Here is a 22,966-nt window from a genome sequence, read left to right as displayed (position 1 = left end):
CATTGGTACACACTTTCTTTAATTAGGGAAATGAACTTAATCACTTTCCTATAAATACCCTTTTTAAAATTTCCTTTTCAGCCAAATGTATTGATGATTGTTTCAGTAACGGATTTATTTGACTTTCAAATCTTTCAAGTAATAGACCATAATTATATAATACTATAAGAGCACTAGACAAAGATCTGCCCTTTGATATAATTACCTTTTCTTTCATAAAAGTTAGATAATATATATTATACTTTTTTGATTCTGCTTCTAAGTTAAGTGCTCCTTCTTTTTCTTGATTCAAAGAAAAATATTTACTATCAATAGTATCTTTAAGAATTTCATCTGCAATAATTAATGTATCAGCTTTTTCCCTTAACTTCTTTTTTACATCTTTATTAACCTTTAAATGATCAAATCTACCTTTTACCGCAGTATAAAGTGCTAAAACCCCGATTTCCCGGCTACTAAACTTTCCTAACTCATATTCCTTCTCTCTTTGAACTTCCCTTAGCATCCAAGATTGGTTAAATCTCTGCTCCACTAATTTAAAACCCACATCAAGGTTTGCACTTCCATCAATACTCTTTGGATAAACATCTATAGTTGATTGATCAATTCCATCCCCTTTTATTATCTTAAAATCATTTCCTAGCTTATTGGTAAATTGGTTATCGTTCATATTTATTCACCTCATTTAGCTCTTACAGAGTTATTGTAAAAATATACTTATATCATTTTCAGAGAAGTCATTTATGATCTCTTCATCTTCTAATAGCTTAATTACTTCTTCTTCAAAAAGGTGAAGCATGTATACCTTTTTAAAAGCTATAAATAATGCTCTATGATAATTTATTGGGATTGTCGAGTGGATATTATCTCCTTTTTCACCAATAAAAGAAACAATATAATTTGTTTCATCTACTCTTTCTAACTGTATAGATCTTTGTTTGACTTTTTGCTTAGCTATTATTAACAAGGTAGAAGGAATGCTTAATAAAGACATTGTTTTAAATAACATATCTATATCAAAATTTGCTCCTCCTATGTCTAATTCATCATGCTCCATCATAAATGGACGAACTTTCTCTAAAAAAAAGAAAGACGATAATCTATCTAAAAAGAAGTACTTTGCACCTTCAGTTTCTGTACTAAATTCTTTTTCCTTCCTAATTATTGGGTTGTATGTCCTTTCTATCATAACTAATCCAAACTTCCAAACACCGTCTACCTCTTTTAGCTGATAGTAATTTTCAGAATAGAATTCATTCTCTTTTAGATATCCATCTTTAATCTCCACTAACTTTCCCACACGATTTAATAGCTTTGCTACTTGAATAATATTCATTCAAAATCACCTCTTCCCTTTAACACCATCATCTATATGGGTTAGTGTTGGTATCATTAGAAATTGATATAGTTTAAGCATGAAAACTTTTTGATCATTATCACTTTATAAATCGTACTATATCTTCATCATTAAATTTTTCTAACAGAATACCTTTTTCAAGATATTTCTCCTCTAAAGTCTTTAATATCCAAAGAGAATAAGTTAACCTATAAATTTCAAATATCCCATCTTTACTATCTAATGGTAATGTTGTAAATTTCTTTTGCTTTTTTTCATCAATATAGCTAACTACAATCTTTTCGTCTTCTATTTCTCCATATATCTTTTGAGTTTCAATAACACTAAAACTATAAAACTCATCTGAAATACCGATATTTTGAAAGTGTTTTAATAATTCATCTAATCTGTTGAATTTATTTATAGGATTATTGGGCGGATAAATTTCTGAGGAATATTTCTGATATAAAACTTTTATAAAAAAGAATTTTAAAGCTTCTTTTTCATCATAAAACTTTATAATATCTTCTTTCTCTGGCACTGTTCTCTTTTCGAAATTCATTACAGAATAGCACCAATTTTCTCCTTCTTTTTGTAATTGATGATAATTTTCATAATATCCTTTATTCTCTTTTATTTCTCCATTAATAATAACAATATTTATTCCTAAATCTCTACATATGTATTGTAATTGATTGATATCCACTTCCATGTTCCTTTCATATTAATCAAATGTAGTGAGTCTATTGCTTCTATTGTGAATCATCGTTTTTTGTGTGAGTGGGTTTTGGATATCGCAGTGTGAAAATACCACTAAGATATTGCTATCATTTCAGTGAAAAAAGTCTTGCAGCTCTTGATGAGAAGGTATTAAAAATCTCAAACTTTTAAGCATGTATGATTAAAGAAGAATCGGTAAAGTTTGTACAATAATTTGACTTTAGGCACGTCTTCTAAACTGGGGTTCTTTCTTCTACAATTTCTTCTATTTCTACTCTTGGTACCCATTTCTTATATAATCCTCGTTCCCATGGTAAGTCCGATGGAGCAAACTCTAATTCTTTGGCAATAGTATAGCTACCTTCACCTAATAGTAACTTTTCATCACTACTTTCCCATATTGGAAGAGTATGTCCTTTATACTTGGCAAATTGCCGAATATAGTAAACTTCGTCTAGTTCTCCTCTATTGACGAGCTTTTGAAAGTTTCCCTTCTCATTTATTTCAAAATCATTAGGAGCATCAAATCCTTTCCTTACAAACAATTTGTAAACGATATCGTCAGTTGTAATATATTCATACTCTTTTCCTTTATAGACAGCTCTTTTTCCGTTCCTCATATTATGCTCTCCTTATTTACAAGAAAAATTTTTCAAATTAATAAACTTCATAACCTCAGAGTGAATTTTTTTTATTTCTCGTTTAGAAATCTACCATTACTAAGTTAAGATGCTAGACTGTAAGATAGGTAAAATAAAGAACCAGTCTTTTAAAGGCTGGTTTGAACAACATTAACTTGTTGTGCATTTCTGATAATCAACATCATATTCTTCCGCTAGCTTCTCCATCTCTACATGATATTCTGTGATCGCTTCTATATATTCACTACCTTTTGCATTTGACTGCTCGATCAATGCCTTATCTGTTTTCTCTAAAGCTTCCTTCTCAAGTTGTAGTGCATCGTAATAGATAATTAAAGCCTTTTCCATTTTATCTTTTATTGGCGTTAGTTCTTCGACACTTACTTCAAGTGATTTCGCTTTCTCAAGAGCCTTTTCGTACTCTGGAATAACCTCACTTGTTAAAACTTTGTATAACTCCTCATCGTTCTTAAAGTTTTCAGCAGAAACACTTGCTAATGCCTTATTTGCCTTCATTTTCATAGCTAGCAATTTCGTTCATATCTTCATTGATAAAATCAACTATTTCTTTTTGTTTTTCTTCATATGATAACTCATTATCTGTAGATGTACTTGCAGGACTTGCTTGTTTCGAATCCGTTTGCTTCTCTGAAGAAATACCACTACTACAACCGACAAGCATCAAAATAAATGTGATGATTAAACTAAATTTTTTCACGTATACCTATCCCTTCAGAGACAATTTTATTATTGCTGAGTAAGGGGGTTCCTCTCGAAGATCAAATAATTGAAAAGCTTACTTTTGTAAATTAGGAGTAAATGAATTCTTACAACTAAAAATGTTTTATCGAGTTGGGGTCCTTATTGATATAGACCTTCCTGAATTTCATATATCTGTTCCTATAGAACCATTTTAGAAACATGATAATTGGAATAATAAATGCTATTCCTAAAAAGGAAAATACATTAACAAAAGTAAGAACGATATATGTCGCAATCATAGCAAGTAAAGAAGTATGTATGATGAATATAATCACATTAAATGAAATTAGACCATGTAATCTATTCTTTTTTCCTTTATCAGTTGTTTCCCTTTGTAATTTTCTCAAATCCCTTATCTCATTTGTTCCTATCTTATATGGCTCCAACAACCAGTTAGTAAACTTGTTCAAGTTAAAAAACCACTCCATTCGTCTTTAAGGAAGGGTATATTTTTTTGTGTCACATTTTAAATGGACTTATTATTTCATACCTGATTTCGGTATTTCGTTCGAATAAGGCTAACCCACCAAGGTTCGTCAATTAGTAATTTGCATAACTATAATTTTATAAAACTTAATAAGTTATGATAAACATCAATTATTTATGACTTTTTCATAATAATCCAAAATATCATTACTAGGTATAATTATCTTTTCTTCAGGAAGTCCCTTAAATTTATCAATAGGAGTTTTTATTAAAACTAAACTATCAACTTCATTGATACTTACTTCCTTCATAAAAACAAACTGTTCTTTTTTAATAAATCCGTTTTTTTCATAATCTAAGTAGTCACTGCTAAACAAAGAAATTTTACAATTTTCTATTACCAATTCACCTATAGCAAAAGGTTTATACTCTCTACCTTGGTAAATGATTCTGTACTTTCTTTCATAAATTAGTTCAAGATCTTCAAAATCTACTTCTTTTACATAAATATCGTGATGTACATTTCCCGCCAGATCAACAAGTTCTTTAAATCCCTTTTCTCTTGCGATACTTTTCAAGCGGTATTTTCCATTTCTAAAGACAACTGGATATACTTTATCATGATATTTTGCAAACTTCCCCATGATATCAACCTCTTTAAACACCAAATAAACTTACATTCAAAATATATCAAATACAAGTGCAATCAACACATGGTGTAATTTAATACGCCAAACTTACTTTCTCCAAATCTCCGGTGGTTTTATTTATAATAAAATGCCATCTATTTCTTCCATATTTATCTTCATTAGCACCTTCACAAACAATAGTAGGTTCTCCATCTATAGATGATAGATAAACAAATTTATAATCCTTAGGAGAAGTCAATTCATATAGTAAATCACCATTTAAAGCAAAAACTAATAGTTTTTCTCTTTGGCTCGAGCTTTCCGTTAATACCCATAATAATTTATCATCCTTTTGCATTTTGGCACTCACTATATTTTTACAATCAATTTCAACTAATTTCCCATCGTGTTCCCAAATTATTTTTCCAGATATTTTACTGTACGATAGTTTTCTTTCACCATTAAATGTATAATAGTAGATCTCATCTTCTGCAAAACATTCACCACATACTATATATATATGGTTCTCTAATTGATCCACATTCACAAAGTTAATGTTAGATAGTTTTAGCTCTATTTTGCTCGTTAGATATTTCCAACTTACCTTCTCTGAGTCCCACAATAAATTATTAATACCCATGATCATTCCCCTATAATTATTTGCTCTTACCAAACTACCTTTAAAACCGTTTCTAAAGTAGAACTTGAGCAAGAACCTTTTTATCAGAAAATTGATAGGCTAGCCTTCATTAAAATAGAGATAACATTCCTTCCAACTAAAAACGCCTTAACCTTATTGATATAGACCTATCTTAATTTCAAATACCTGTTTCTACAGAAATATAATAGTAAGGTAAGTACTCTGTTCAAAGAAATAAGAGATGCAGGAAAAAATGCTAACCTTGTCATATTAGATAAAAAATAACTGTGCAATCATTATAGATAAAAGGCAGCACGTGGTTGAGAATGAGACTGCTATCGTGAAGATGAGTTTTGAAGAATGAGAAGGGGCTTAGCTTCTGGGTAGGCCCTTCCCTTGTTATTTTTAATAATATACTACAGAAATCCTAACTTCCCCACTCTTCATATCAGTGTAAGAGGTGACCTCTCCCCAATTTCTTTTAAAAATAATTGATGTAGGTGTTTTCTCATAGTCACTACCTAAATTACCAATTAACCATTCATCATGTAATTGTCTTTTTTTCTTAACATTGTGATTAGACCAATTTGTATAAGAGTTTAGTAAATCCTTATCTGCATTTTCAAGCATAATGCTTGCTACATGATTATGATTAAAAATAATCCAAGTCCAAAACCTCATTGATTCAATTTCTACAGCATCTTTGAATTCAAAAACATCTTGTTCTTCTTTAATGTCTTCTAAAAACACTCCTAAATTCTTAATGAATACATTTTTATCTAAAGTTTTATTTATAATAGTATTCAAAATTAAGATCTCTCCTGATTTCCCATCCATTCTAACTTACCTCCCATCTTCATTTTTCCATTATTCATAGGATCTTATTTTCTGTTCAATTTCTTTATATTCTTCTATACTTATAGTATTATTACTTAACTTAATTTCCCCATCTTTTATTCTAGTGATAAACTTATTATGGATAAGTTCATTGAAATCTGCCATGAAAATTTGTTCTAAGCCACCTTCACCAAATTGTGGATTTGCTTTTGCTAATCCATTTGCTCCAATCAAGTCAATATTCAGCTGATAAGCCCCCATGGTATCTCTATAAATTGCATTTGACATACCCTTTTGATAAAAAGGTTTAACTTGAACTCCTTTAAAAAGCTTTGTTGCGTCCTTCCCAGATCCCATTATTGCTTCTTTGGTAGAAAAATATCCTGAAGGAAAAGGTTCACCAGCATACAAAATAGTTCCTTTAGTATATAATTTATCCACGTATTCATCTACTCCAAAATACGGACTAGAACCTTGCCAATTCTGAGCAACATCAGAGGGACTATAATCCTTTAACATTCGTCTCAAATTTGAATTATTTATCCTATTATGTAATTCTTCTTTAGATAGTTTTCCGAATTTCCCATGTAAATATTCGGATCTATTTACATTCATTCTATGAATATTAACACTACTATTTCTAGCCTCATAAGGAGTTACTTTACCATCATTTTTCCCAGGTATCTGATAAATCCCATTCTCAGCCTGCAACCTATTAACATAATAAGCACCACCACCAACAGCCAGTAACCCTAGAGCCTGATAAAGACTATTCTCTTGTTGCTCGACAGTTAGTTTATTTCCAAACATATCTTTGCCTGTAAGATACTCACTAAATCCGTTTGCAGAGACAAGCCCATAAATGCCCATCTCAGCTTTTTCTAAATTTGAAAAAGTCTTGCTATTACGATATACATCCAATGCTTGGTCTGCAGCTTTTACTCCCTTTGTTGTTTTGTATATAGCACTGCCACCTTTAAAGATCCTTCCTGCCCATCCGACAACGGGGATGAATCCAGCTGCTGCCATTGCACCAGCTGCAACTCGTTGACCCTCTGTTAATTCTTCGCCTGTAACTGGGTCAACTCCTTCTGATGCACGAATATAATCGTAATAGCCTGTTAATTCTCCTGTAAAGGTTCTTACGGTATCAGCTGCTTTTTCATACCAAGGACGCCTTTCCAATTCTTCTAACTCTCTAAGTTGTTCTCTCATTTTCTCTTGTTCTTCTTTGTAAGAAAGATATTCAATCGCCTGCTGCTCGGCCTGCTCCTTCAACTTATAAACATCACTCGACTTATAAGCCTCAGCGTTAAAATGGATTGGCGAAATTGTATTGCCACCTTGTCTTGTTGCTTCTATTAATTGCTGAAAAAGTGTAACTGCATAATATTCATCGTTCTCTGAAAGCATATATTCTGTTTTTAAGTCCGCATCAAGTGATTCTACTGCTTGTATTGTAGAACGTCTTTTCTTTTGTGCCTGGGCTAGTTGATCATTGAAGCGATCCATTGAAAATACGTTTAGAGGAACAAGGTCATCAATTTGATTGACTATTGTTTGGAGCTCTTCTTGCTGACTTGTGACCATCGCGATATAGCTGGTTTCATGATGGGATAGTTCGTCTTCAAGAAAGGGAAGGTATACAGTAGTGTTACCACTTAAATCAACATCTTCAGTCATACCTGATATGCCATTGAAAAAGGCGATATTTCGGTCGATAAGGCGAAGCCAGGCTTCTACAACGTCGATCTGACCTTGATAGAAGCCTTTTATTGCTGCTGCACCTTTACCTTGAAGAGCATCATCTAGTTGAACAATATCTGTAAATTTCTTTTTTAGGTGTTGAAGCTTTTCTCTTAAATCATCATAATTTTGTGATCGGTCTTCCATTGACTCGATTAATGGTTTTGCTTCAAATACTTTCACAGCCCGCATCTGCCCTTTCCATTAATTTCTCGTAATGGCTTCATCCTGTTCTTTTAATGAACGGACATTTACTTTTGTATCTTCGAGATTCTTTTCAACAATGGAAACATATTCGTTAATTAGCTGATGAATTCTAGCTTCACGTTCAAGAAAATACCTCGTGTAATCTAGTTTGTTCTTACCAAGATCACTTGAACTTGGTGTAGCTAATTTCACATGCTGAAGCGCAGATTTCGCTTCATTTAGATCTTTTATGACAGCTTGATAGTTTAATTTAATTGTTACCATTAAAATAACCGCCTTCTTAAGTCATTAATACGATCTGATAGCTCATCTGCTGCTTCTTCACCTTTACCAACTAATCTTCCTGCTTCATAAGCAAGATTTTGTGTAAAAGAAAGCACACTTCTTTCCATTTCTAAGCTATTGATTTTATTTTCGATAAGCTGCTGATATCCATCATAATCAACGTTACCGATTTTCCGCATAATAGAATAGGCTTCTTCACGTTCATCATCATAATCATTGGCTCTTTTCCCTATCCATTCTTTGCCTAGATCTGGTTGTTTCAACTTCGTTATTTCTTGAAGCAAATAGCCTTGCTCTCTATTAATTTCATTTTTTGCTTTTCTTAATCTTTCAATTTTTTCATCAAGATCATTTGATTGTGAAGATATTGTTCGTTGAATCGCATATAACGCACTTGATAAGCTCATGAAAAATCACCTCACTAGCTATTTTTAAACCCGTTTTTCTAAAGTCGTCGATTTATTCCATACAAAAAGCACAACAATCAGCAAGATACTGCACATCGCTACTAAAACCCAAATTAACAGGCTCAGTGGTGAAGAAGAGGAAGAATCTGTCTCTTCCTCCATTGCACTTTGTGATAGCAGCTCTTTTTCTGAAAAAAGCTGCATACTTACAGCTTTTGCTTTAATTGTATTTAAATCTTTTGCTTCACTTGAAAATAAATTATGCTTCACTTCACGATCATTTGAGGTTTTTTCACCTTCAAATGTTAGCTTCTTTTGTTCCTCTGGTATTGTCGTTCGTTGGTTTTGCTGTTGTTCATCTAAAATTAGATCTTTATTAATCTTAAATTTTTCTTTTTGATAATCATTTGGCACAAGCTCATCAATCTTCGACTTTTCTTCCACACCAAGCACAACACTAGCAGCTGCGAGATGATATACAGTTACCATCAAAAGAAAGAAGAAAACTAGTTTCACTTGCTTATGCTTCATATGTTTCAGACCCTTTCTCGACAACAGTCATCTGAGATCTGCCAATAAAGTATTGTAATGCTCCTAAACCTAGAAGTAATAAGCAAAGAACAATCATTGCTTGTGTAAATAAAGACTCTGTTCCATATTGAATACTCATATACACCTTAGACATCGGATCCTGGAAGCTAAAGTTTGGAGTTGTTAAAGCAAGCAATGGCGTTACATAGAAGACCACCATACCTACTGTAATAAATAACCCCACTAAATGATGGACAGCAAAGCCTACTCTTACTAATGCTGATCCTACTGTAAGAAGAACGATTGTAAAAATAGTCCACTCCACAGCACTTTCTTCTCTTAAAGGATAAATATCTAAGCCAAATAGACTGATAACAAAACCAACAATTAAATTTAATAACAAAAACAAGATACCTTGAATCCACAATGGTGGCTGTTTAAAGTAGAAACTTGTATAACCAATTAACAAGCTACATACAAGAACAATAAATAAAACAACGACCGGTGGGATATTTTTAACTGTTGTACTCTTCGTTTCCTCTGGAATATCTCCACTTATTTTTAATGGATTTGTTAGGAAATCATAAACATATCCGTTGGATTGGCCATCAACAAAAGTATTACCTAGTACGCTAAATACGTCGTTTCTAATCAATTCAGTTGATGCTACATTTGTTGCCCATTTATTATTTAATTTATCTGCGTCTGCTTGAACATCACCGACTCTTCCTTGAAGCTCACCTGTATAATCAATAATACTTGTTTGACTTTCCTGCACAGAATCTAGCCATGTATGAATGGATTCCATTTGATCATTGATACGCTCAGTTCCGACTATCATTTCTTGACCTTCTATCGTTGATGTTGGAGGTGCTTGAGATAACATCTTTTCTGGCTGTTGAATTTGGTTCAATACTTCTTGTGCTTCTTTAGCAATACTATCAAGACTTTCAATCAGCTTTGTTTGTTGCTCATCAACGGTGACTTGATACTCAACCATAAAGACTGTGAAGTTATCCTCCATAGTATTTAAAGCATCCTGCGTTGTTGGCAAATCTCCCTCGAGTTGATCCCAAATTACTTGTTCTTCACTTGTAATAGCTACAATCTTATTTGCTTCCTCTTGCAATTCTTCATTACTCAAAGTATCTTTTTTTGCTTGATCTTCAGATATCATGCTAATCAAAGTAGCTTCATATCGATCCAAATACGAATAATAAAACATCATTTCTAGAAGATCTTTGCTGTTTATTTCCTTGGAAAAGATTTTATTAAGTTTTTCTTTTCTTGTCTCAGATAATGCTTTTGACGATAAAATCGATTGTTCTTTTTTCTCTATTTCTTCCTTGATACTAGTTTCATAGTCTTTATATAAATTAAGTTCAGCTTCTAATTTATTGAAATTAGTAAGAAGGTCATCATATAGCGTTTGTAATTCTTCTTTAGATTTTTCAAGATCAAGGATATCTCCAATCAGATTATCCCTTTCTTCTTCAAGGTTTTTCTTATCTGCTTCAAGACCACCAATATCACCTTCAAGATCCTTAATTCTTTCACTTGTTGTTCGAATGGTTTCAGCAAGAGTATTCTGTAACTCGTCTAGTTTACTTTGTAACGGATTTTCTCCGTTTTCTTTATCACTTAAAGAAACATTTACATCCGCTAACCTTCCACTTAATCCTTCTAATCCTACTAATGCATCTTTTAAATCCTCTGCAGTAGGATCTAAAAGAGCTAATAGAGTTTCTTTTAAACTAGTCATTTCATTAGCGATACTCATAATCTCAGCTTTTTCAGCACCTAAATCAACAAATTTCTCCTCTGGTGTTTCTGTATCTGGAGGATTTGTTGGATTTGTTGGTTCCGTTGGTTCCGTTGGTTCCGTTGGTTCTGATGGATCTGTTGGTTCTGACGGAATTTCAGACTCTTCTTCTGAAGGAGGCTGTTCCGTATTATCTTCACCTGCTTCTTCAGATGGAGGAGAATCTTCATTAGATTCAGTGCTCGCTGCTAATAGAGTTGAGTTACTCTTTGCTGATTTATCAGGTTTTTTCTCTTCTGGATTTTCATCATCAGGTTTTCCTGTCTCCTCAGGTTTATCAGGTTTTGGCTCTTCTGGCTCTTCTGGCTCTCCCGGCTCTTCCGGCTGATCATTTAAGCTATCACTATACTTCGCAAGCTCAACCTCAACAGCATTAAGCTCTGTTGTATCTTTTAACTGCTGATAAAAATCTAGGAGCTTTTTTTGCAAATTGTAATAATCATTAATTTGTCTAGCTACTTGACTATAGCGTTGTTCTGCTAGTTGGCCAAAAACCTGTTGTGAACTGACCATTTGAGAATCAAGGACTTTCATCGTTTCGATAAAGCCTCCACCTTTTTCTTCAAACAAATCTTTTGAGTTTAGAAATAGTGGTTGCTGGTTAGTAGTTGCATCTGTTACTGATTGAATGGCTTCTTTTTGAATTTCAGCTAATATTTGCTGTTGTTTATCTTGATATTCTTTGTATTGCTCAACATATTCTACAAAACTCGTTAAACTTTGTTCATAGCCTTCTAGCATTGATTGCTGATCAGGTGTTCTTTTTCCAGCATCTTGAATGGAAGATTGAATACTCGATAGCATCGCTTTTTGTTCTTCTATCTGTCCTGCAAGGTCTTTTGAGCTCGGTTGATAGAAGGCTTTCATTGCTTCCTGAAAAGCTACTTCTTTTTCAAGAATTTCATCAAATTCTTGACGAATATTTTCCATATCAGCAGAAACGTAATTCCAATAAAGCGTTGATATTTTTTGATTAACTTTCTTAGTTGATTTTTCTAATTCTAACAATACCTTTTCTTTATTAATGGCATTCAGCTGACTTTGTACTTTGTATTGAAAATTTGTTTTAACTGGGTTTGCTTCGTTATAGGACATGACATTTTCGGAAAAATTAGAAGGCAAATAAACAATCGCATCATACTTTTGGCTTTTTAGTCCATTTTCTCCTGCGCTTCTTCCTACAACTGTCCACTCAAAATTTGAATTTTCTTTTAAGATTGTTGCTATATCTTGGCCAAACTGGATTTGCTCTCCCTCTTCTTCGGTACCCAAATCTTCATTTATAATGGCAATCGTTTGTGCAGCACTTACCTTTTCTACCTTGAACGGATTATCACCAATTATTCGAAAGAAGAGAAGAGGGGTAATGACGATTAAAGCAATAACTAGAAGTAATTTTATAATCGTTGCTGATTGTTTCATACGTGCACCTTCCTCTCCACATTAACAAGCGGTATTTGAATGCTTTGTTCTTTTCCATTTTCTACATAATAGCCAAATCCCGGCTGGATATCTTTTTCTTTGCGATCATAAGTAAGAGTAAACATGGTTTGTTCTGACTTTTTCATTAATACAATGGCTTGGCGAATTTGCTTTATCTCTGTTGTAAGTGGATCATATCCTTTTGATAATTCATTGTTGCTTCCTGAAACAATTACATTAAAACCGATATGACTATAATTTTTCATAAATCTCACAATTCGATCTTGTAAAGGATTATCCAGATTTTGAAGAAAACGAGCGTAACCATCGATCATTAGTAGAACTGGTGAGTATATTTGTGCTGATTTTCCAACAAGAATATTCTGCTGATACTCTTCCTCTCTTCTAATCAAAAGTTCCTCTACTTTATCTAACCAAGAGTTTATATGATCTTTGCCCTCTAGATAGACAAGCTTTTCCTCACCAATAAAAGTAGATAAACCTCTGTCAATTGAATCAAAAACTCCCAAAGTCTCTATATCTTGTTCAAGAGCTGAAGAAACAAGAGCCTTCAAAGCATTTGTTTTTCCTTTTTGTGCTTGCCCTAGAACTAAACAATGTTTCACTTTCAAGAAATTCACATACACTGGAGTGACATGCTCTTCATTTAATCCTATTGGTAATAAGCCTCTTTTCTTTTCCACATAAGAAGCGAAATTTATAATGGTTAGCTCAGTAGGAAGCATAGGAACAGGGTTTGGCTTCTCTACATTTTCATAGATTTCCTTCATGTTTTGAACCTGAGCTTTTACATTAGTCATTTGTTCAAAATCATCTTTACCTTCTACCGGAAGATAAATTTGTGAAAAATACGCTGATTCTTTCTTCAAAATCGCTCTACCTGGTATTGCTTCTGGAGAGAAGGATAATCTGCCTAACACGGAAAAACCTTCAGATTGATCCATTAAATAATGCACAACTTTTGTTTTCAAGTTGTTCATAAGCGACTGACGCACTGAGTTAATACGCGTAGCCGTTAACATCATATAAATCCCTAATGATTGACCATCACGAGCAAAGGTGTTTAATTGTTGCTCAAGCTCCATCATTTCTTCTTTCACAACATCAAAGTTATCAACCACAAGAAACAATAATGGGAGCTGTTCCTCACTTAGGGTGTTATACATTTTAATTGAGCTCACTTCTTGTCTTTGGAATAACTGCTTTCTCTTGGCAATTTCATCTCGTAATATATTCATAAACTTTTCTATTTTACGCTCTTGATCAAGTAAAAAATAATCAGCAGTATGTGGCAGTTGTTTTAAAGGTAATAATCCACCATTACCAAAATCCATTAAATAATAATGAACCTCTTTAGGAGTGAAATTTCTTGCCATCCCTAATAATAGAGTGAGCATGGTATTCGTTTTCCCATAACCTGCTGACCCAAAAATACCGATATTTCCATCATCGATCATGTCATACGTATAGTTTGATTGACTCTGTTTTTCCGGCTCATCAATCATGGCAAATAAGATATTTGATTTTGTTTGTTCATCAATAAGTTGTTGATTTTGACATAACCGCGAAGATAATGGCGGTAACCATGGACTTGGTATTCTCTCAAGCTCCATCTCTTCTTGAAGCTGTTCAATACGATCCACAACAGCAGCAATCTCACTTAACGTTTCCTTTTGTTTTTGCTCTTGTGATGATACTTCAGATAATGGTAGTAGTCCTAAATCTGTTACAATCGCAACTTCATCTTCTAAGTCAAACGATTCTTCTGCATAGTATGGTGCTCCACTCCAAGCTGATTGAAACAATTCATATATTTCGTTATTTCCAACCTGTAAGTATCCTCGACCTGTCACTGTAATTGAGGCAGCATCTCCATTTTTTAAAATTTCACGGCTATCCTCTGTATTTTGTACCTTTAGAGCTACTCGAAAGCGTGCATTACTCCAGATCTGATTATCAATAACTCCACCTGGTTTCTGTGTAGCAAGAATTAAGTGAACTCCCAGACTTCTACCAATACGAGCTGCACTGACAAGCTCACGAATAAACTCCGGCTCTTCATTTTTCAATTCTGCAAACTCATCAGATATTAAAAACAAATGAGGTAAAGGTTGTTTAGCCTTCCCTTGTTTATGAAGCTTTGTGTAATCATTAATATGTGTAACAGTATGCTGATCAAATAGACGCTGCCGTCTTTTTAGTTCACTTTTAATTGAAGCTAGTGCTCGCAAGCTAAAGTTTTTACTTCCTTCGATATTGGTAATTGTTCCTAAAAGATGTGGGATATTTTTAAATGGCTGTGCCATTCCTCCACCTTTATAATCGATTAATAGAAAGGCAACTTCATGTGGGTGAAAATGAACGGCTAGGGAAAGAATATACGTTTGTAAAAATTCACTTTTACCAGATCCAGTTGTTCCTGCCAACAATCCATGTGGCCCATGAGCTTTTTCATGTAAATTAAGTTCAACAGTTTCCTCTTTCCCTTTTAAACCTACTGGTACAGCCAATGATTTGGAGGATTCTCTTGTTAGCCAATTTTGTTTTATCGGTAGTTCATCTATATTTTTTGCATTCATCATTTCCAAAAAGGAAACACTTGTCGGAATTGAATTTGTCATTCCAATTTGATGATCAAGAGTTCGCAGCATTCGGGCAAAGCTTTCATTTCCTTCATGGTTATGTTCATCAAGCTCAAAAGGAATACGTACTGCCTTTTTCTGTTGAATTAAAATATCCCCCTGCTGGTCATTGATATATCTAATAAGCGTATGGATGTTATCTGTTAAGCTTTCCTTTGCTTCTGCGGCAAAAATAACAGAAATCCCTAGGTGGGAGTGCTCTCCTTCTAGATATTCCAAAATGACATGATCTGAAATAAGCTGGTGATTTGTAATAATAAATGCGTAATGTGGTGAAAACCTCATTTTTTCCTTGTCTTCTTCAAGATCTCTTTCCCTAATCATTTCATAAAGAGAATACAGCAATTGATCTCTTGTTTTCTCATTATAAATAAAGCCCTTAGCAAAGGAATTAGCCAATTGAAAGTGAGGAAGCCACTTCATCCATTCCCATTCTTTATACTCGTGTTCATCAAAAATAAACACAAAACGCAGATCATGGTAACTATGAAAAAAGGCAAGCTGACCGATCAATTGATGTAATTCATTTTTCAACACTGCATCTTTACCAATTAAGCCTATTGCACCATCAGAAAGATTCGCAGTAATCGGTAAGTTATTTAAATATTTATAAGACTTCTCAAGTGTTTGTGATTCTTCTAATAATTCATCCATTTCGCGATTTGACATATCTGAGGATGTAGACGAAATTGTGTAACTAGCAGGCACAGTACCTGTACCAAGTCTGAATTGAAGGAAATCAGGACTTTCAAGCGTTCTTTCCCACAAACGATCTGAAATTTGATTTGTTAAATATTTCATTCGTTCATATGAAGGAAAATGGAATGTGAGCACATCCTTCTGTTTATCAGCAAGCTCTTGTAGCTCTTGTCTTTTGGCATTAAGGTAATTGGTATAAATGCGTTTACGACGCTCTTTTGCTCTCTTTTGAGTGCCTCTATCTTTAAAGTACTGAACAGTAGAGGTAACTAACGTTGTCAGAAACATCACTAAGGATACAATGATAAAAATCCCTCTTGGTACGAGAATAGCAACAAGTCCCATAACCAATAACATTACCAATGGAGGCATGATGATTAGCCACAAACTGCGATTTGACCCTTCTGTATCTTGTGTTGGAAAGGAGAGCTGAACCTTCTCCTTTGGTAAGTCATAAACCATCCTTGGTGTTCGTCGATATGATGGATACTTTTTGAGCATTTCTGATTGAGGTTTAATCATTTCAGGAAGACTAGTTTTAAAATCTGTTATACTATCAACCTGTATCACATCATCTTCAATTAATGTCACTGTCATAAATGGCCAGAGGATAACATCCCCGACCTTTAACTTTGTTGCTTCCTTGATTAACTGGCCATTTATATACACAGATTCACCATTTACAGGCGATACTTCTAATTGTCCTTGAAGCCTATTTAGTGAAAACGATTCCTGTTTATACAAATCATCCGCTTTCTTGAAAAAATTTGCCTTCTCATTTGTTAATGAAAATGTACATTCATCTAAGTGACCTATGTAATAGGTTTTACTTTCACTATCTGTAGAGGAAAGAAAAATAGAAAGTTCTTCACTAACAGATAGTGGATAAAAGTTACCTTCGATAAGTTCCTGTTCATGCTTATCACCTTTATCAATATAATACGCCCCAGCTTTATTGATTATTTTAAATGGTGATGTTAATAATTGAAGAGCAATTGTATGCTGCTCGCCAGCTCCTATCGTAAGCTCCTTAGTATTTTGTTTAAGTTTTAAATGCTGATAAGAATTTTTGTGGAAAACCCAAAGCATAGACATATTATCACCACCTATATTTCTTTCTTAACTATTATTGAGATACTTTTTCATCCTCAGGTACATCTTGTTTTTCGTCAGTTGAAGTTGGTTCTTCTTTTTTTATGTTTGCCTTAGAGCTTTCTTCATCATTATTAATCTCTTTATCTTCTTCAGTTGCTGATTCTTCCTGTACAGAATTTGAAACAGGCTGGTCGACTTCTGTTTCCTCGACTAGTTCTTCCTCAACTTCACGCTGATATTCTTTTATCTCATCTTCAATATCAGCCAACAATTGTTGTCGTTCTTCTCTTTTCAAATCATCATCAGACTTTACTTGCTCTTTATGTTTTAATAACCCAAATAAAATTAAATCGCGATCTTCCATATATCTAGCAATATCAAGAGCTTCTTCAGCTTCACCACGACCAATTAAAATCCAATATTTAAAATATTGAGGATCAGATTGTAATGTAATCGTGTTCCGCACTGTTTCTTTTTGATCCTCTGTTAATGACTCATTTATGATGTAAGCTAACGCAAGCTCATATTGCGTGACCTTCGGCATATCATCGATATCATAGGGCTGTAACTCTGTTACAACTTCACTATAATTATTTTGTAGAAACAATTCCTGCGCTTGGATAAAGCTCGCTTGCTTTGGTTGGATAGAAAATAAAGAATAAAAACAATAAATGAGTGAAGGAATCAGTAATAAAGTAACACCATATAAAACATAGCGATTTAGCTTCCAGGCTTTCTTATTCACTGTCTTGATTAACGGTTTTTGTTCGTTTAGAATCTGAATTCTTTCCTCAAGAATGACAAGTAAATCATTGTAAGAACTTGCCTCAAATATCTTTTTAGCGAAAGTAGAAAGTTTTAATGTTTGATAATAATGAACATATTGTTCAAAGGTATATTGTGACTCTACAATCGACGTCACGGTTGCCTTTACCTCTTTTAGTAATTGGTCATGATTCTTTTCATAAGGAGGTAAACTTTCCTTTACTCCATGATGAAGAAAGTATGGATTTAATCCTTTATCAAGGGCGATATTTTCTGGACAAACAAGTAGATGAATTCTTGACAAAGCATGTTGATTCGCCTGTTGTACAACTTTATATGTAAGGAATAACCGCTCTCTCTCATCTAACTGCTTAAGTTGAGGAGGAAGAAAAGAGTATGTATTAGGGATTGTATAATGAATCGTTAGTGCATCATCCATCATACGAATGTCTTTCTTAATGGTAGGGTTGATGTTTGTTATAAAGGATATTTCTGTAGAGTCATCTAACTTGATTTTCTCCTTCTGAAATGTAAATATTATGCTATTTTCCTCGCGTGTAATATCTGCTTCAAGCTGTTCTGGTAAATATGAGATATCGTTTTGTGACATTCCCATTGTCTCCTTCATAAAATTTCAATTCTGTCTCCTGTCATAATGCCTGCATCAAGTAATCGAGTGTTACCCTGTATCACTTTCTGTTTATTAACAACTCTTACCCAAGAACCTTCTTTTGGGCTTTCTGGTATTTTTTTAGCTTGCCAAACGATATTGATCACTTTTCTTATAGAATGGTAGTTTGATAGTCTAATATCAAAGCTCTCTCTTTGATAATTTTTTAAGTCAACAGTAATTTCAATGTACATATACTCATTCACCTCATAGAGAAGGAGCGCCACCTATGTAAAAATACGGCGCTCCTTCATTACTTACCTAATTTTTATTATCCTCTAATTTGGCTAGCAATTTGTTGATCAGCATTTTCAAGAGCTTGAGCAGTACTATTTAATTGCTCAGAAATATCTTGAAGCAGTTGCTGCATTTGAACAAATGAAGGTCTTAATGTTTGATATTGTTCATTGAAGGCTCTACTAGATTCACCTTCCCACATGCTTTCAAGATCTCTAATCATTGTGTCAAGACGGCCAATTTGATCTTCTACTTGGCTGCTTTCACCTGAATAACGGTTTGACATATCGATTAGTTCTGCTGGGGTAACGCGAATAATTCCTGACATTTACTTCCTCTCCCTCACACTTAAATTTATTTGGCATCCAATCTATCTTGATTTAAGAGTACCCTTTTACTGACAAAACATAATCCTTAAAGAGACACATGGTAGTCATACAACCACAAAATCCCCTACATATACCAATACCACATTTACCCATTAATTTACATATATAAACTTAAATGTAAACAAAAAGGAAACTTTTTTCCTATATAATTCAAATGTCTACAGTATGATATACACAAAAACACCTTGATTTTGTGAGGTACTTTAGACTGATTAAACTTCTTACAAAAAGTAAGTACTTAGGCACTTATTCACACTGGGGTTAGATGACCTTCCCCACTTAATGATCATAAACAGAAAATTGCAATACTTATTCATACCTAAAGAAAGCTTGTCATTAGGGTTAAACAAGAAAAAGAAGACTCAACTTGATTCCACACATCTATCCACTTTGAAGGGAGGATTAGATGTATAAAACTCAGTAGAGTCTTCTTTCATTTTCTTGTAATGGAACTTTCAATAAAATCTAGAGTTGATTAAAAAGCTTTTTTTCTTCTTACAATTGTAAGGATAACTCCGCTAATTAACATTAGTGATCCCATCACTAGCCAGTTAAATTGGTTTGTCGCTGTATCTGGTAATTTATTTTCATCTTCATCTGACTCTTTATCTGTCACCGGTTTTACAGTTGGTGATGTTGTTGCATCAGAGTCTTTTGAACCTGGATCCTCTGTGCTTGGATCTTCTGTACCTGGATCTTCTGTGCCTGGATCTTCTGTACCCGGATCTTCTGTACCTGGATCTTCCGTACCCGGATCTTCTGTGCCTGGATCTTCTGTACCCGGATCTTCTGTACCTGGATCTTCCGTACCCGGATCTTCTGTACCTGGATCTTCCGTGCCTGGATCCTCTGTACCTGGATCTTCTGTGCCTGGATCTTCTGTGCCTGGATCTTCTGTGCCTGGATCTCCACCAAGAGAAATATCATCCACAAAAACCTTTGCTTTACCATTTCCACTTGTTGGTTCAACCTTTATCCCAATTGCATTAACACTACTTGTATTTGCCACATCTTTTATTGAGATTGATAATGTTTTAAATTCAGTGTTATCAACTTCTACAATACCACTATCTGTCCAAGTCCACTCAGCGCCTGTTTTGATGTATAGTCTAGCATTGGCTGTTCCAGTGGATAATTTTACTTTTGCATTGATAGAATCAACTGCAGACAAATCAACTGCTTGTACTTTTGTAAATTCAAAGCCATTTGTACCTTCTAAATCAAATTCAGAGAATAATGAGTTGTTACCTTTAGCAGCTTCATCAGATGTCACTGCAGCATTAGTTGCATTTGCAGTATTTTGATCAATAGTAAATCCTTCAGTATCTTCTTCAAAATCATATAATGTACCTGGTTGTTCTGGCATACTTCCAGGACCAGATCCACCATTTGGAACTCCACCAGTACCATCATCATCTACTCTAATATCATCAAAATATAGAGTACTATTTAATTCCGTATTTAAATCATCTTGTGCATTTATATAGATCGAGAATTTAGATACATTTTTTAAGTTTTCTTTTGTAATGACTTTTCCTGCATTAGCTGTATCCCAAGGTGCTGGACTAAATTCGTTAAATGGCACTTTAACCAAACCAGCTTCCGTTCCTGTTAATGATGGATATGCCTCAAATGAGATTCCACCGATATTGATTTGAATAACCAATTTTTGACCTTGTCCATCTGGAGAAAGCCAGAAACTCAAATGATTAAATTCAGACCAATCAACATTATTCAACGTCTTAGTAATTCCAGTGTAGCTTCCTTTAGATAATGAATAATTATATTTTAAACCATAGGTACCTTCACTTTTATTTGTCCCACTTAGACCAATTGATACATCGCCATTTGCAGAAACAAATTCTGAAGATAATGCCGCATCACTGCCTAAATATGATTCAAAATCATCCACTAGCGCTGGATCATTTGGCGCTTCTGCATACACACTTAGTAGTTGAATATTATCAACATAAATAGCTCCGTCTAAATTCAATTCTTTACCTACTATAGATAACGCTAAACCAGTAGCTTCTTCTGCTTTCGTAGGATTATTTAAGTCAATCGAAACAGGATATTGCCCATAATCAACTCCGTCTATGTTAACCCTTTCAAGATCGGCAAGCATTTTACCTGTTGTTCCTTCACCGTACTTTGTGCTCCAATCAGGAGGTAGCATCGCAATTCCTTCTAAGCTTGCATTACTTGTACTAGCAGACATAGGAATAAGTGCATCAAACTTAACTCGTTTAACCGCAGCTAAATTCACATCAGATATGTCTGTTAATTCTAACTTTAACTCCTGCCATGTTTGAGTTTGCTCAATTCCTGTAGCATTAATTTTTAATTTACCATCTTCATTTAATGTTGCATGTTCAAAACTTGTGCTTATATCTTCAGGATAAGTTCCATTACTTTTTACACCATCAATATTCTCATCAAAGCTAAGTGTTTTCATAACGATTTCTGAAACTTTTACGATAACAGTATTTGTTTCTTCTAAAATAGTATTTCCATCAGACAAAGTAGCTTTCACGGTAATATCTGCTGTTCCACCATTAAATGAGGCAGATGGACTCCAATCAGCAGTATAGTAAACACCATTCTCATCAAGTGTCATTGGAACTTCAGTATCTGATCCTTCTACTAGATATACAACCTTTTGGGGAGTGTCATTTAAAACTTTCGCACGAATCTTTAATGGTGAGTTTTTCACCTCACTATTTAAAGTTGGTGTAACAACATGCATAAATGGCTTTTCTTCTGCAGTTGTTAACTGACCAATGCTGTAGGGCTCACCAACTTCATTTAAGAATGCAGAATATGAATCTTCATAAAACTTCGTGAAATCAGGAAGAAGTTCATGATTCTCTCCACCCTCAGGTGCATTTTTAAACCCTTTGTATGGAACAAATAGATTACCACCTAGTGCAAAGTTTGCCCATGTTTGCATATAAGAGACTTTTTTTGCATCTGGATTTGATTTAATTGCATTTAAGATTTTAGAAAACCATTCAAGATCACCATTACCTACTGTTTTCATCCCTTGAGGACTATAACCATATTCAGTAAAAGCTGACACCTTTCCTTTTTCTTCTGCAAGCTTGGAAACCATCGCTAAATCATTCACAAGCTTACTAATAAACGCCTCAGAACCAGGATTATCTTGATTATCATATTGATCTAATCCGATAATATCTACATAATCATCACCTGGATATGTTTTTAAGTATTCTTCTCTATCACCATTAAATGGACCATTCGGAGAAAACGCATACAAAAAGTTTGATACTCCTTGCTGATCACGTAAGTACTCTACAGTGTATCTATTAAGCTCTTTATATTGACTAGTTGTAGTCGTTTGAGCTCCCCACCAGAACCAACCACCGTTTTGCTCATGAAACGGTCGGAAAATAACTGGAATTAACTCTCCATTATCATCTTTTAACTCTTTTGCAAATAAAGCTAAATTATCTAACCATGCATTAAATGTATCATTTGCAGGGCCACCCGGAAGGATATCTGCTACTGCATTTTTACTGCTCGTATCATTATAACGCCCACCCGTCGCAAAGTTTGGTGGGTGCATACTTAACGCAACAATTCCACCTAGGTTATGAGCTGCTTTCATTGATTCTATTAGATTTTTTCTATTTTGCTCATCACTATTTTCTGATGAACCTGGTTTCTCATCACCATCTAAACTCAATGTATCCCAACCAAAAATTGCCGGATAATCACCTACTGAGTTTTTCACCTCTGATTCTGTGGAACCAACACGAGTGCCACTTCCTGTAATTGTTAAACCTTCATCAGTTGCATGTTGATGACCAAATAAAACTTGTTGTCCACTTATATCCTGTAAATAAGCAAATAAGGACTTTGTGTAATTTGATGCACCAGAATCAACTAAATCAAGTTCACGCGTACTAGTCTCAGCCGCAAATACAGATGGCAAGCTTGAAAAGACCAATGTAAGCGTTAAGAAAACTGATAGTAGTTTTTTTGCCTTCATCATAAAATCCTCCCCTAAAATTAGT

General features: G+C 34.1%; 19 protein-coding genes. All 19 read right to left on the bottom strand.

Annotation, left to right across the window (positions count from 1 at the left end; genetic code table 11):
- Positions 1-40: 40 nt before the first annotated feature.
- Positions 41-670, bottom strand: coding sequence for a hypothetical protein (locus LC076_RS11365; RefSeq protein WP_226668933.1), 630 nt, complete (start codon positions 668-670; stop codon positions 41-43).
- 30 nt (positions 671-700) lie between these two features.
- Positions 701-1,336, bottom strand: coding sequence for a hypothetical protein (locus tag LC076_RS11360; protein WP_226668930.1), 636 nt, complete (start codon positions 1,334-1,336; stop codon positions 701-703).
- 100 nt (positions 1,337-1,436) lie between these two features.
- On the bottom strand, positions 1,437-2,042 hold the full coding sequence (locus tag LC076_RS11355; protein WP_226668927.1) for a hypothetical protein: 606 nt from the start codon (positions 2,040-2,042) through the stop codon (positions 1,437-1,439).
- 247 nt (positions 2,043-2,289) lie between these two features.
- A complete protein-coding gene (locus LC076_RS11350) occupies positions 2,290-2,676 on the bottom strand; it encodes a hypothetical protein (protein WP_226668925.1) in 387 nt (128 codons plus the stop codon).
- Between the two features lie 171 nt (positions 2,677-2,847).
- Positions 2,848-3,213: a hypothetical protein gene (locus tag LC076_RS11345; protein ID WP_226668923.1), complete on the bottom strand. Its 366-nt coding sequence runs from the start codon at positions 3,211-3,213 to the stop codon at positions 2,848-2,850.
- Positions 3,200-3,415, bottom strand: a complete 216-nt coding sequence (locus tag LC076_RS11340) for a hypothetical protein (protein ID WP_226668921.1) — start codon at positions 3,413-3,415, stop codon at positions 3,200-3,202. Before LC076_RS11340 ends, LC076_RS11345 begins: the two co-directional genes overlap by 14 nt.
- Before the next feature lie 637 nt (positions 3,416-4,052).
- Positions 4,053-4,529 carry a hypothetical protein gene (locus LC076_RS11335; protein WP_226668919.1) on the bottom strand — a complete coding sequence of 159 codons (477 nt, stop codon included), beginning with the start codon at positions 4,527-4,529 and terminating at the stop codon, positions 4,053-4,055.
- A 79-nt stretch (positions 4,530-4,608) separates the two neighbouring features.
- Positions 4,609-5,154: a hypothetical protein gene (locus tag LC076_RS11330; RefSeq protein WP_226668917.1), complete on the bottom strand. Its 546-nt coding sequence runs from the start codon at positions 5,152-5,154 to the stop codon at positions 4,609-4,611.
- Between the two features lie 405 nt (positions 5,155-5,559).
- Positions 5,560-5,991 carry a hypothetical protein gene (locus LC076_RS11325; RefSeq protein WP_226668915.1) on the bottom strand — a complete coding sequence of 144 codons (432 nt, stop codon included), beginning with the start codon at positions 5,989-5,991 and terminating at the stop codon, positions 5,560-5,562.
- 30 nt (positions 5,992-6,021) lie between these two features.
- Positions 6,022-7,929: a ribonuclease YeeF family protein gene (locus LC076_RS11320; RefSeq protein ID WP_226668912.1), complete on the bottom strand. Its 1,908-nt coding sequence runs from the start codon at positions 7,927-7,929 to the stop codon at positions 6,022-6,024.
- A gap of 12 nt (positions 7,930-7,941) precedes the next feature.
- Positions 7,942-8,208 (bottom strand): YwqI/YxiC family protein, encoded by a 267-nt coding sequence (locus tag LC076_RS11315; RefSeq protein WP_226668910.1) that lies wholly within the window; start codon positions 8,206-8,208, stop codon positions 7,942-7,944.
- Positions 8,208-8,636: a DUF5082 family protein gene (locus LC076_RS11310; protein ID WP_226668907.1), complete on the bottom strand. Its 429-nt coding sequence runs from the start codon at positions 8,634-8,636 to the stop codon at positions 8,208-8,210. The genes LC076_RS11315 and LC076_RS11310 overlap by 1 nt, the downstream gene beginning before the upstream one ends.
- Positions 8,637-8,660: 24 nt before the next feature.
- The gene (gene essA, locus LC076_RS11305; protein ID WP_226668905.1) at positions 8,661-9,167 is read right to left on the bottom strand and encodes a type VII secretion protein EssA; all 507 of its coding nucleotides are present in this window, start codon (positions 9,165-9,167) and stop codon (positions 8,661-8,663) included.
- The gene (gene esaA / locus LC076_RS11300) at positions 9,157-12,411 is read right to left on the bottom strand and encodes a type VII secretion protein EsaA (RefSeq protein ID WP_226668902.1); all 3,255 of its coding nucleotides are present in this window, start codon (positions 12,409-12,411) and stop codon (positions 9,157-9,159) included. Before esaA ends, essA begins: the two co-directional genes overlap by 11 nt.
- A complete protein-coding gene (gene essC, locus LC076_RS11295) occupies positions 12,408-16,868 on the bottom strand; it encodes a type VII secretion protein EssC (RefSeq protein ID WP_226668899.1) in 4,461 nt (1,486 codons plus the stop codon). Before essC ends, esaA begins: the two co-directional genes overlap by 4 nt.
- 31 nt (positions 16,869-16,899) lie before the next feature.
- Complete coding sequence (gene essB, locus LC076_RS11290) at positions 16,900-18,243, bottom strand: type VII secretion protein EssB (protein WP_226668897.1); 1,344 nt, start codon at positions 18,241-18,243, stop codon at positions 16,900-16,902.
- Between the two features lie 14 nt (positions 18,244-18,257).
- The gene (locus LC076_RS11285) at positions 18,258-18,497 is read right to left on the bottom strand and encodes an EsaB/YukD family protein (RefSeq protein WP_226668893.1); all 240 of its coding nucleotides are present in this window, start codon (positions 18,495-18,497) and stop codon (positions 18,258-18,260) included.
- 77 nt (positions 18,498-18,574) lie between these two features.
- On the bottom strand, positions 18,575-18,868 hold the full coding sequence (locus LC076_RS11280; RefSeq protein WP_226668889.1) for a WXG100 family type VII secretion target: 294 nt from the start codon (positions 18,866-18,868) through the stop codon (positions 18,575-18,577).
- A 536-nt stretch (positions 18,869-19,404) separates the two neighbouring features.
- On the bottom strand, positions 19,405-22,941 hold the full coding sequence (locus LC076_RS11275; protein ID WP_226668887.1) for a glycosyl hydrolase: 3,537 nt from the start codon (positions 22,939-22,941) through the stop codon (positions 19,405-19,407).
- Between the last annotated feature and the right edge of the window lie 25 nt (positions 22,942-22,966).

This window comes from Metabacillus litoralis, from assembly GCF_020524045.1.
Classification (GTDB): Bacteria; Bacillota; Bacilli; order Bacillales; family Bacillaceae; genus Metabacillus; species Metabacillus litoralis_C.
Note: the sequence above shows the minus strand (reverse complement) of the source record. Positions and strands in the feature narration are given on the sequence as shown.

Coding starts and splice junctions, on each gene's coding strand:
- LC076_RS11365 (WP_226668933.1), bottom strand. CDS start 670: ATGAACGATAACCAATTTACCAATAAGCTAGGAAATGATTTTAAGATA.
- LC076_RS11360 (WP_226668930.1), bottom strand. CDS start 1,336: ATGAATATTATTCAAGTAGCAAAGCTATTAAATCGTGTGGGAAAGTTA.
- LC076_RS11350 (WP_226668925.1), bottom strand. CDS start 2,676: ATGAGGAACGGAAAAAGAGCTGTCTATAAAGGAAAAGAGTATGAATAT.
- LC076_RS11345 (WP_226668923.1), bottom strand. CDS start 3,213: ATGAAGGCAAATAAGGCATTAGCAAGTGTTTCTGCTGAAAACTTTAAG.
- LC076_RS11335 (WP_226668919.1), bottom strand. CDS start 4,529: ATGGGGAAGTTTGCAAAATATCATGATAAAGTATATCCAGTTGTCTTT.
- LC076_RS11330 (WP_226668917.1), bottom strand. CDS start 5,154: ATGGGTATTAATAATTTATTGTGGGACTCAGAGAAGGTAAGTTGGAAA.
- LC076_RS11325 (WP_226668915.1), bottom strand. CDS start 5,991: ATGGATGGGAAATCAGGAGAGATCTTAATTTTGAATACTATTATAAAT.
- LC076_RS11320 (WP_226668912.1), bottom strand. CDS start 7,929: ATGCGGGCTGTGAAAGTATTTGAAGCAAAACCATTAATCGAGTCAATG.
- LC076_RS11315 (WP_226668910.1), bottom strand. CDS start 8,208: ATGGTAACAATTAAATTAAACTATCAAGCTGTCATAAAAGATCTAAAT.
- LC076_RS11310 (WP_226668907.1), bottom strand. CDS start 8,636: ATGAGCTTATCAAGTGCGTTATATGCGATTCAACGAACAATATCTTCA.
- essA (WP_226668905.1), bottom strand. CDS start 9,167: ATGAAGCATAAGCAAGTGAAACTAGTTTTCTTCTTTCTTTTGATGGTA.
- esaA (WP_226668902.1), bottom strand. CDS start 12,411: ATGAAACAATCAGCAACGATTATAAAATTACTTCTAGTTATTGCTTTA.
- essC (WP_226668899.1), bottom strand. CDS start 16,868: ATGTCTATGCTTTGGGTTTTCCACAAAAATTCTTATCAGCATTTAAAA.
- essB (WP_226668897.1), bottom strand. CDS start 18,243: ATGTCACAAAACGATATCTCATATTTACCAGAACAGCTTGAAGCAGAT.
- LC076_RS11285 (WP_226668893.1), bottom strand. CDS start 18,497: ATGTACATTGAAATTACTGTTGACTTAAAAAATTATCAAAGAGAGAGC.
- LC076_RS11280 (WP_226668889.1), bottom strand. CDS start 18,868: ATGTCAGGAATTATTCGCGTTACCCCAGCAGAACTAATCGATATGTCA.
- LC076_RS11275 (WP_226668887.1), bottom strand. CDS start 22,941: ATGAAGGCAAAAAAACTACTATCAGTTTTCTTAACGCTTACATTGGTC.